The sequence below is a fragment of the Pseudomonas putida genome, assembly GCF_001941965.1.
GTDB classification, from domain to species: Bacteria; Pseudomonadota; Gammaproteobacteria; order Pseudomonadales; family Pseudomonadaceae; genus Aquipseudomonas; species Aquipseudomonas putida_L.
Map to the genome: position 1 here is coordinate 1 of NZ_MKZO01000055.1, position 10773 is coordinate 10773.

9 protein-coding genes are annotated in these 10773 nt (G+C 64.3%); 4 read left to right on the forward strand and 5 right to left on the reverse strand.

Translation table 11 applies throughout. From position 1 onward, the window contains the following. Positions 1-205 precede the first annotated feature (205 nt). From PSEMO_RS25545 to PSEMO_RS25560, 4 genes are all read right to left on the reverse strand, one after another. The gene (locus tag PSEMO_RS25545) at positions 206-877 is read right to left on the reverse strand and encodes an amino acid ABC transporter permease (protein WP_075805743.1); all 672 of its coding nucleotides are present in this window, start codon (positions 875-877) and stop codon (positions 206-208) included. A 10-nt stretch (positions 878-887) separates the two neighbouring features. Then, positions 888-1709 (reverse strand): amino acid ABC transporter ATP-binding protein, encoded by an 822-nt coding sequence (locus PSEMO_RS25550; RefSeq protein WP_075805744.1) that lies wholly within the window; start codon positions 1707-1709, stop codon positions 888-890. A 57-nt stretch (positions 1710-1766) separates the two neighbouring features. After that, positions 1767-2603 (reverse strand): transporter substrate-binding domain-containing protein, encoded by an 837-nt coding sequence (locus tag PSEMO_RS25555; RefSeq protein WP_075805745.1) that lies wholly within the window; start codon positions 2601-2603, stop codon positions 1767-1769. A 324-nt stretch (positions 2604-2927) separates the two neighbouring features. Next, complete coding sequence (locus PSEMO_RS25560) at positions 2928-3848, reverse strand: LysR family transcriptional regulator (protein WP_075805746.1); 921 nt, start codon at positions 3846-3848, stop codon at positions 2928-2930. Between the two features lie 101 nt (positions 3849-3949). On the opposite strand from PSEMO_RS25560, the gene PSEMO_RS25565 reads away from it, so the two are divergent. From PSEMO_RS25565 to PSEMO_RS25580, 4 genes are all read left to right on the forward strand, one after another. After that, positions 3950-5296, forward strand: a complete 1347-nt coding sequence (locus PSEMO_RS25565; protein ID WP_075805747.1) for an aspartate aminotransferase family protein — start codon at positions 3950-3952, stop codon at positions 5294-5296. Positions 5297-5346: 50 nt separating this feature from the next. Beyond that, a complete protein-coding gene (locus PSEMO_RS25570) occupies positions 5347-6843 on the forward strand; it encodes a CoA-acylating methylmalonate-semialdehyde dehydrogenase (protein ID WP_075805748.1) in 1497 nt (498 codons plus the stop codon). 109 nt (positions 6844-6952) lie between these two features. Next, entirely contained in the window at positions 6953-8257 is a 1305-nt protein-coding gene (locus PSEMO_RS25575) for an aspartate aminotransferase family protein (protein ID WP_075805749.1), read from the forward strand. A gap of 137 nt (positions 8258-8394) precedes the next feature. Then, the gene (locus PSEMO_RS25580; protein WP_075805750.1) at positions 8395-10341 is read left to right on the forward strand and encodes a methyl-accepting chemotaxis protein; all 1947 of its coding nucleotides are present in this window, start codon (positions 8395-8397) and stop codon (positions 10339-10341) included. A 139-nt stretch (positions 10342-10480) separates the two neighbouring features. On the opposite strand, the gene PSEMO_RS25585 is transcribed toward PSEMO_RS25580, so the two are convergent. Beyond that, positions 10481-10773: putative PEP-binding protein (locus tag PSEMO_RS25585; RefSeq protein ID WP_305955607.1), on the reverse strand; the 293-nt coding region annotated here is incomplete at its 5' end.

A 10773-nucleotide genomic window follows, 5' to 3' on the forward strand; every position in this document is an offset into this window, starting at 1 on the left:
TCAAGCCAGGGTTTGGCTGGCGGTGTCAAGCGATGCGGTATAGGTAGTCAAAAGGGCTTCTCCCATGCACTGATTTGAGCGCTAATTATATGATATTTATGGATAATTTCCAAAGTTGATGACATTGGGTCAGGCCGAGGCCCTTGAGCAGGACCGGCCAGTACTGCAGAACAACCGAGAAATCGAGTGGCATGGTTATCTCTCCTCAGCGCTGGCCGGCCAGTTCCTGGCGCCGTTCGAACCACTGCACCAATTGCGCTACGGGCAGCGACAGGGCGAAGTAGACGAGGGCGATCAGGGTGTAGGTTTCCAGCGGACGGTAGGCCTCGGTGGCCAGGCTCTTGCCCACGTACATCAGGTCGGCGACGGCGACGATCGCCACCAGTGCGCTCTGCTGCAGGGTGCCGATGCCATTGGTGATCAACACCGGCAGGGCACTGCGCAGCGACTGCGGCAGGATCACGTAGACGGTCCGTTGCCAGGAGCGCAGGCCCAGGGCGATGCACGCATCCAGGTGTTCCCTTGGTACCGCCTGCACGCCGGCGCGGTAGGCCTCGGCGTTGAACGCGGTCAGGTTCAGGCCCAGGGCGAGGAAGCCCATGGCGATCGGGTCGATGAACACGTCGAAGAGCATCGGCACGCAATAGAAGAACCAGACGATCTGCAGCAGCGCCGGGGTGCAGCGGAAGAACTCGATGAACAGCTGCGCCGGCCAGCGGATGAAGAACCAGCGGCTCAGGGTCATCAGGCACAGCAGGAAGCCGCAGGTCAGGCCGATCAGGTTCGAGACCAGAGCCAGCTCCAGCGTCACCTTGAGGCCATCGAGCAGGGCCGGCAGGCTGCCGTTGAGGAAGTGAAAGTCGAATTGATAGTTCATGGCATTGCCCTCAGTCGAACTGCACGACCTTTTCGAGGAACTCGCGTGTGCGGGCTTCCCGAGGCTGGGTGAAGATCTGATCGGGATGGCCTTGCTCGACCACTTTGCCGTTGGCGCAGAACACCACGCGGGTGGCGATGTGGCGGGCGAAGTGCATGTCGTGGGTGACGATGATCATTGCCATCTTCTGGTCGGCCAGCTGCATCATCACGTTCTGCACCTCGATGACCATTTCCGGGTCGAGGGCCGAGGTCACTTCATCGAAGAGCATCAGTCGCGGTTCGAGCATCAGTGCACGGGCAATCGCCACGCGCTGCTTCTGGCCGCCGGACAGCTGGCTGGGGTAGGCGTGCAGCTTGCTTTCCAGGCCCAGGCGGGCCAGGTAGGCGCGGGCCTTCTCGGTGGCGTCGGCCTTGCTCAGGCCGTGGACCTTCACCGGTGCCAGGATGAGGTTGCCCAGCACCGAGAGATGCGGGAACAGGGTGTAGTGCTGGAACACCATGCCGATCTGCTTGTGCAGGACTTCGTCCAGTGGCTTGCCCTGCTTGCGCTGGCCATCGATGTACGGCTTGCCCTGGAACTGGATGCTGCCGCCCTGGATGCCTTCCAGGCCCATCAGCACCCGCAGCAGCGAACTCTTGCCGCTGCCGGACGGGCCGATGATCACCAGGCGGTCGTCGGCGCGCATGTCCAGGTTCATCCCGTCCATCACCACCAGCTGTTCCGAGTAGGCCTTGCGCACGTTCTGCAGGCGGATGAAGTTGCCGCCCTGGCCCGAATCCGGGGTGAACGAAGCCTGTGGCTGGGCAGCCACCAAATGAGGAGTGGTCATTGCAGTTGTCTCCGCGAGGGCGCGCCCGGCTGGCGGCCCCCGGTAGGTCGGCGGAAGTTACTGGGCTTTCTGGCCCGCGAGGATCTCGGCGGAAGCCTTGTCCACCAGTTGGTCGATCTCGCCCGAGGCGCGGCGCCCGGTGAGGTAGTCGTCAAGCTGGGCAAGGTCGGCGGCAGGGGTTTCCCGCGACAGGGCAAAGGACACGCCCTGCTTGGCCAGGGCCGGCACCGGCAGGACTTCCTTGACCCAGCTGTTGGCCATGGCAAACAGGTGGTTGGTGTCGTTGGCGTCGGCAAGGATGTCGGCGCGCTTGGACATCAGGGCCATGCGGGTTTCATCGGAGCCGGGCAGGCGCATCAGCTTCGCTTGCTTGATGGCGCCGGAGACCGCCTTGTCGGCGGCGGTGCCGGAGATCACGGCGATGGTCACGCCGGGCTTGTCGAAGTCGGCGAGGTCGGTGCCGGCGCTGGCGAACTTGGGGTTCTTGCCGTTGACCAGCAGGGAGATCTGGTAGTCGACGGCAGGCACCGAGAAGGCCACGGCCTTGGCCCGCTCCGGGGTGCTGTTGAGGGCCATGGCCATGTCCCACTTGCCGCTCTGGATACCGGCGACCTGGTTGTCCCAGCTGGTGTCGACGAACTCGGCCTTGACCTTCAGCACGTTCTCGGCGAAGTCGCGGCACAGGTCGACGAAGAAGCCGCTGTACTGCCCGCTGGCCGGGTCACGCATCACGTAGGGGGCGGCGATGGCCGCGCCGCAACGCAGTACGCCGGTCTTCTGCACGTTCTGCCAGGTCTGGGTATCGGCCTGGGCCGGGGCTTGGATCAGCAGCGTCAGTGCCGCAGTGAGGCAGGCAACGCTGCCGCCGAGTTTGCGAGAAAGGAACCGTGCCATGTTGAGTCTCTCTGGTGAGTTGTTCTTGTAGACAGACGAGCAAGTGAGAAGCAGAGCTGTGTTCTTGTTTGAGTGCTGCGTTGTGTGCAGCGATGCATTCAAGTTATTTCGAATCTGTTCGGGCTGTCAACACGGCTGAAAGAATTTTTGGAAGCAAAAACGCCCTCGCTCACCGTGATCGGTGAATGAGGGCGTTGAGAGGAGAGGGCGACACGGGGCCCCTGTGGGAGCTGGCTTGCCAGCGATGAGGCCGGCCTGGGCAATGAAGTTGTGAATTAGGGCCCTATCGCTGGCAAGCCAGCTCCCACAAGGACCGCAGTGGTTTCAGGCAGGGCTGTCAGTCAGTTCCAGCTCACTGAGAAACCGCTCGAGAATCAGGTTCTGCCGCCGTCCCTTGCGCAGCGCGATGGCGATCTTCGAGTCGAAATGCAGGCGCTGCGGGTCCAGGGCGACCATCTGCCCTTTCTCGACCCAGGTCGCGGCGTAATGGTCCGGCAGGAAGCCGATGTACGAACCTGTGAGGATCAGGAAAGCGATGCCCTCGCGGTCGGTCGCCGAGGCCGCGAAGCTGAGCAACTGGTGCAGGCCGATGGCCTCGGCAGTCATGCGGTACGCGGGAATCACCGCATCGGCCGCGGCCAGCTGCGCGTCGGTCACGCTCGCCGCCTGGGCGAACAACGGATGCTCGTGGCTGCAGTACAGGTACGAGCGCTCCTCGTACAGCAGGCTGTAGTCCAGGCCGGACAGGGGCGTGATCAGCGGCACCGCGCCGACGTGCAGGCGCCCGTCGATCAGCCCGCGCTCGATCTCCCCCGGCGTGCTCATGCTCAGGTTGATCCGCACGCCGCTGCCCTCGGCGCGCACCGCCTTGAGGGCGTGGGTGATGCGCATTTTCGGCTGGGTCACCAGGTTGTTGACGATGGCCACGTTGAGGTCGCCGCGCAGTTGCTGGTGCATCTGGTTCACTTCGCTGCGAAAGCCCTCGATCGCCACCAGCACGGTCTCGCTGGCCCGCAGCACCTCGCGGCCCTGGTCGGTCAGGGCGAAACCGGCCCGGCCGCGCTGGCACAGGCGCATGCCCAGGCGCTTTTCCAGGTCGCCCATGTGCAGGCTGATGGCCGAGCGGGTGATCCCCAGCACGCTCTCGGCCCCGGAAAAACTGCCGCATTCGGCCACGGTCTTGAACACCCGCAGCAACCGGAGATCGAAATCGCTGACCTGGTGCAGCGGTGTTTTCTTTGTCATGGGTGAGTAATCCAATAACCGAGTGAAAGAAAATACAGATTTAACTGACATGAGTTCTGGATTCAAGCTAGGTGCTATCTACCCACCCTAGGGCAACCGTCATGAACCAGGCCTTGAACACAACAATTTCCTTGGCCAGCGGACTCCAGCTGGACTCCCACTGGATGCCGTTTTCGTCGAACCGCAATTTCCACAAGGACCCGCGCTTCATCGTCGGTGCCCAGGGCAACTGGCTGTTCGACGAGCAGGGCCGCGAGGTCTTCGACAGCCTGTCCGGCCTGTGGACCTGCGGTGCCGGCCATTCGCGCCCGGAAATCGCCGACGCCGTGGCCCGCCAGCTCACCACCCTGGATTACTCCCCAGCCTTCCAGTATGGCCATCCACTGTCGTTCAAGCTGTCGGAGAAGATCGCCAGTCTGACCCCGGGCGACCTCAATCATGTGTTCTTCACCGGTTCCGGCTCGGAATGCGCCGACACCTCGATCAAGATGGCCCGCGCCTACTGGCGCCTGAAAGGCCAGCCGCAGAAGACCCGGCTGATCGGCCGGGCCCGTGGCTACCACGGGGTGAACGTGGCCGGCACGTCCCTCGGCGGTATCGGTGGCAACCGCAAGATGTTCGGGCAACTGATGGATGTCGATCACCTGCCGCACACCCTGCAACCCGGGCTGGCCTTCACCAAGGGCGCCGCTGAAACCGGCGGCGTGGCCCTGGCCGACGAACTGCTGAAACTGATCGAACTGCACGACGCCTCGACCATCGCTGCGGTCATCGTCGAACCCATGTCCGGCTCGGCAGGCGTACTGGTGCCCCCTCAGGGCTACCTGCAACGGCTGCGGGAGATCTGCGACCAGCACGACATCCTGCTGATCTTCGACGAAGTGATCACCGCCTTCGGCCGCCTGGGCTGCATGACCGGCGCCGAGTACTTCGGCGTGACCCCGGACCTGATGAACGTGGCCAAGCAGATCACCAACGGCGCCATCCCCATGGGCGCGGTGATCGCCAGCCGTGAGATCTACGACACCTTCATGTACCAGGCGGCGCCCGAATACGCCGTCGAGTTCGCCCACGGCTACACCTATTCCGCCCATCCGGTGGCCTGCGCCGCCGCGCTCGCCACCTTCGAACTGCTGGAGAGGGACAACCTGGTCCGGCACTCCGCCGAACTGGCACCGTATTTCGAGAAAGCCCTTCATGGCCTGAAGGGCGCGAAACACGTGGTCGATATCCGCAACTGCGGCCTTGCCGGTGCCCTGCAGATCGCCCCGCGCGACGGCGACGCGATCATCCGTCCGTTCGAGGCTGGCATGGCCCTGTGGAAGGCCGGCTTCTACGTCCGCTTCGGCGGCGACACCTTGCAGTTCGGCCCCACCTTCAACACCCAACCCCAGGAACTGGATCGCCTGTTCGATGCCGTGGGCGAAGCCCTGCACGGCATCAACTGAGTGACCCTTCCTTATATAAACCGCTTGCCAGCAAGCCTCGAGGAACCACGATGAGCACCATCAAGCACCTGATCCATGGCGAGTACGTCGCCGACGCCGCCCGCACCACCGACGTGTTCAATCCGTCCACCGGCCAGGCCATCCACACCCTGGGCCTGGCCAGCCGTGCCACCGTGCAGAAGGCCATCGACTCGGCCCAGGCCGCCTTCCCGGCCTGGCGCAACACCCCGCCGGCCAAGCGTGCCCAGGTGATGTTCCGCTTCAAGCAACTGCTGGAAGCCAACGAGCAGCGCATCGCCCAACTGATCAGCGAAGAGCACGGCAAGACCCTCGAGGACGCCGTGGGCGAACTCAAGCGCGGCATCGAGAACGTCGAGTTCGCCTCGGCCGCCCCGGAAATCCTCAAGGGTGAATACAGCCGCAACGTCGGCCCGAACATCGACGCCTGGAGCGACCTGCAGCCAATCGGCGTGGTCGCCGGCATCACCCCGTTCAACTTCCCGGCCATGGTTCCGCTGTGGATGTACCCGCTGGCCATCGCCTGCGGCAACTGCTTCATCCTCAAGCCCTCCGAGCGTGACCCGAGCTCGACCCTGCTGATCGCCGAACTGCTGCACGAAGCCGGCCTGCCGAAAGGCGTTCTGAACGTGGTGCACGGTGACAAGGAAGCAGTGGACGCGCTGATCGAAGCACCGGAAGTGAAGGCCCTGAGCTTCGTCGGTTCGACCCCGATCGCCGAGTACATCTATGCCGAAGGCACCAAGCGCGGCAAGCGCGTGCAAGCACTGGGCGGCGCCAAGAACCACGCCGTGCTGATGCCTGATGCGGACCTGGACAACGCCGTCAGCGCCCTGATGGGTGCGGCCTACGGTTCCTGCGGCGAGCGCTGCATGGCGATCTCGGTCGCAGTGTGCGTCGGTGACCAGGTTGCCGATGCGCTGGTGGCCAAGCTGGTCCCGCAGATCAAGGCCCTGAAGATCGGTGCCGGTACCAACTGTGGCCTGGACATGGGCCCGCTGGTCACTGCCGCTGCCCGTGACAAGGTGCTGGGCTATATCGACGACGGCGTCGCCGCTGGCGCCGAAGTGGTCGTGGACGGCCGTGGCTTCAAGGTCGCCGGCAACGAGAACGGCTACTTCGTCGGCGGTACCCTGTTCGATCGCGTCTCCCCGGAAATGCGCATCTACAAGGAAGAGATCTTCGGCCCGGTGCTGTGCATCGTCCGTGTCGACAGCCTCGAAGCGGCGATCCAGCTGATCAACGACCACGAGTACGGCAACGGCACCTGCATCTTCACCCGTGACGGCGAGTCGGCCCGTCTGTTCTGCGACGAGATCGAAGTCGGCATGGTCGGCGTCAACGTGCCGCTGCCGGTACCGGTGAGCTACCACAGCTTCGGCGGCTGGAAGCGTTCGCTGTTCGGCGACCTGCACGCCTACGGCCCGGACGGCGTGCGCTTCTACACCCGCAAGAAAGCCATCACCCAGCGCTGGCCGAAGCGCACCAGCCACGAGGCGGCGCAGTTCGCATTCCCTAGCAACAGCTAAGGAGTACCCGTTGTTCGGGCAACAGCGTCGGCGTCTGTTCTGACGGAGAAACGCCGCTGACGCTGGTGCCCGCACTTTCATCCGATCCAGTCGAAGAGATCGATACAGCATGGCAATCAGCAACGAATACGTTAAAGGCCTTGATCGCGACTACGTGTTCCACTCGTGGTCGGTGCAAGGCGCACTCAACCCCCTGGTCATCGCCGGCGGGGAGGGCTGCACGGTCTGGGACTACGCCGGCAAGCGCTACCTGGACTTCTCCAGCCAGTTGGTCAACACCAACCTGGGGCACCAGCACCCGGCGGTGATCGCGGCCATCCAGGAACAGGCCGCGACCCTGACCACCATCGCCCCGGCCACCGCCAACCTGATGCGTGGCGAAGCGGCCAAGCGCATCATCGAGCAGGCCCCGGCGGGTTTCAAAAAGGTCTTCTTCACCAACGGCGGCGCCGACGCCAACGAGAACGCCATCCGCATGGCCCGGCTGTTCACGGGTCGTGACAAGGTGCTGTCGTCGTATCGTTCCTACCACGGCAATACCGGCTCGGCGATCGTCGCCACCGGTGACCCGCGCCGTGTGCCCAACGAGTACGCCCGTGGTCACGTGCACTTCTTCACCCCGTACCTGTACCGCAGCGAGTTCAACGCGCAGACCGAGGCCGAGGAAACCGAACGTGCCCTGCGCCATCTGCGTCGGGTCATCGAGAGCGAAGGCGCCGGTTCGATCGCGGCCATCCTCCTGGAGAGCCTGCCCGGTACCGCCGGCATCCTGATGCCCTCCGCTGCCTACATGCAGGGTGTACGCGAACTGGCCACCGAGTTCGGCATCCTGTTGATCCTCGACGAGGTGATGTCCGGTTTCGGCCGTACCGGCAAGTGGTTCGCCCTGGAGCACTACGGCGTGGTGCCTGACCTGATCACCTTCGCCAAGGGCGTCAACTCAGGGTACGTACCGGTCGGTGGCGTGATCATCTCCGAGCAGATCTGCGCGTACTTCGACACCCGCTACTTCCCCGGCGGCTTGACCTATTCCGGGCATCCGCTGGCGATGGCCTCGATCGTCGCGGCCATCGACGCGATGCGCAAGGAAGGCGTGGTCGAGAATGCCCTGGCAATCGGCAACGACCAGCTCGGTCCGCGCCTGCGCGAACTGCAGCAGCGTCATCCGGCGATCGGTGAAGTCCGCGGTGCCGGGGTGTTCTGGGCGCTGGAACTGGTCGCCAGCAAGGACAGCCGTGCGCCGCTGGCGGCGGACAAGATGCAGCAGATCAAGGCGCAACTGATGGAGCGCGGCCTGCTGCCCTTCATCGTCGAAAACCGCATTCATGTGGTGCCGCCGTGCGTCATTTCGGCTGCGCAGGTCGAGGAGGGCATCGCCATCCTCGATGAGGTGCTCGGCGCCGTGCTGGGCTGATCGCAGTACCGCAACCCGCTGCCTGTCCTGGGCAGCGGGCACCCTCTCTTTGTCGAAAGCTCCGGCTCTAGACCTGGCCGCTCCCACACTGGCGGCCTTTTTCATTTCTGCCGACAACAAAAATCCAGAGAGCATCGATGAATATCAAGCACAAACTGACTTGCGCGTTCGCCGTGATCGCCGGGCTGCCCATCGCCCTGGTCACGGTCCTGATCATCCTCAACCTGCGGGAAGAGGCCGGTGGGCATTTCCTCGACAGCAGCAGCCGGGAGATCCAGCAGGTGGGCAATGCCATGCACCTGTTCTTCCAGGGCATCAGCCAGAACGTCGAGATGCTGGCGACCCAGCCCGAGGTGAGCGGTACCGGCGACAACCTGAACAAATACCGGGAGGCCCACACCCAGCCGTTGCCCCTGGGCGAGCAGGACCAGCGCCTGATGGACATGGCTGACCGCCTGGGCAAGTCCCATCCGGACTACGCCTACATTTCCTATGGCGTCGCCGACGGCGGGCATGTGACCTGGCCGCCGGGGCAGGTGCTGTCCAGCTACGACCCACGGCAGCGGCCGTGGTACCAACTGGCGATGGCCAATCCCGGTAGGACGCTGCGCACCGCGCCTTACTACTGGGCGGGTGACGATACGGTGCTGGTCAGTACCGTGCGCACGGTAGCCAACCGCCTGGGCAGCCAGGGCGGGGTGATCAATATCGACGTCTCGCTCAAGGGGCTGACCGCGATCATCAAGCAGATCACCCTGGGGGAGAGCGGCTACCTGATGCTGGTGGAGAACAGCGGCAACGTGATGGTCGACCCCCGCGAGCCCGCGCACAACTTCAAGCAATTGCAGGGCTTCGGTCCCGGTTATGCCGAGTTGGCGAGTGCAGGGGAAGGGTTGGTGGAAGTGATACTGGACGGCAAGCCGTATATGGCCAACGTCCATCCTGATGCCCGGTTGGGCTGGACCTTTATCGGGCTGATCCCCACGGCGGAAGTGATGCAGGCCACGACCCGCCTGACCTGGCTGATCGCGGCGATTGCCCTGGTGCTGGCGGCGATCTTTGCGGCGGTGGGCGCGGCCTTCGCCTCGCTGATCGTGCGGCCGATCAACAGCGTCTCCAGCGGCCTTGAGAACATCGCCCAGGGCGAGGGCGACCTGACCCGCAGCCTGAGCGTCCGCGGCCGGGATGAAACCGCACAGCTCGCCAGTTGGTTCAACCAGTTCCTCGAAGCCATCCGCAGCCTGATCCAGAGCATTGGTGCGGCGGCGGCACAGATCCTGAGCAGCTCTGCCAGCTCCACTCGGGTCTCCGCTGACATGGCCGACGCCGCCAACCGCCAGCGCGAAGCCGTGGACATGGTCTCCACCGCGTTCCATGAAATGGTCGCCACCGCCAACGAGGTGGCGCGCTCCTGCAGCCAGGCGGCGCAGTCGGCGGACAGCGGGCAGCAACAGGCCCGGGATGGCCAGCAGGAGATCGATGCGGCGGTGCAGAGTGTTCATCGCCTGAGCGAGGAGATCGAGCAGTCGGCGCAGTCGATCCAGCAACTGGAGCGCGACAGCAATGACATTCAGTCTATCCTCGGCACCATCCGCTCGATCGCCGAGCAGACCAACCTGCTGGCCTTGAATGCGGCCATCGAGGCGGCCCGGGCGGGGGAGCAGGGGCGCGGGTTCGCGGTGGTGGCCGATGAAGTGCGGGCGCTGGCCAAGCGCACGGCGGACTCCACGGCGGAAATCGATGGTCTGCTGGGCAACCTGGCCAGTCGTACCGCCCAGGTGGCTGGGCAGATGCATGCCAGCCTGGAGGTGTCGGCGCAGTCGGTCGACAGCATCGGCAGGGCGCGGAACAGCTTCGGGCAGATCCGCGAATCGGTGGATGTGATCCGCGACATGAATACCCAGATCGCCACGGCGGCCGAGGAGCAGCACCAGGTGGCCGAGGAGATCCAGCGGCATATCGGGCAGATTCATGGGGATGCGCAGCAGGTGGCCGGGCTGGCGCAGGCGGCGCGGGAGGATTCGCGGAGTCTGGCGGTGTTGTCTGGGGAGCTGGATCAACTGGTGCGGCGGTTCCGCACATAAGACGGGACCGCACAACCCTGTAGGAGCGTGGCTTGCCCGCGAAGGACCGCGCAGCGGTCCCAAAATAGTGGAAACACAGAGATTTTGGGACCGCTGCGCGGTCCTTCGCGGGCAAGCCACGCTCCTACAAGGGGATGGGTCAGCGGTTCTCAGCCAGGAACAACCAGGTCTCGATCACCGAATCCGGATTCAGCGAGACACTGTCGATCCCTTGCTCCATCAGCCACTTGGCCAGATCCGGGTGGTCCGAAGGACCCTGACCGCAGATCCCGATGTACTTGCCCGCCTTGTTGCACGCCTGGATGGCGTTGGCCAGCAGCTTCTTCACCGCCGGATTCCGCTCATCGAACAGGTGCGCGATGATCCCGGAGTCGCGGTCCAGGCCCAGGGTCAGCTGGGTCAGGTCGTTGGAGCCGATGGAGAAGCCGTCGA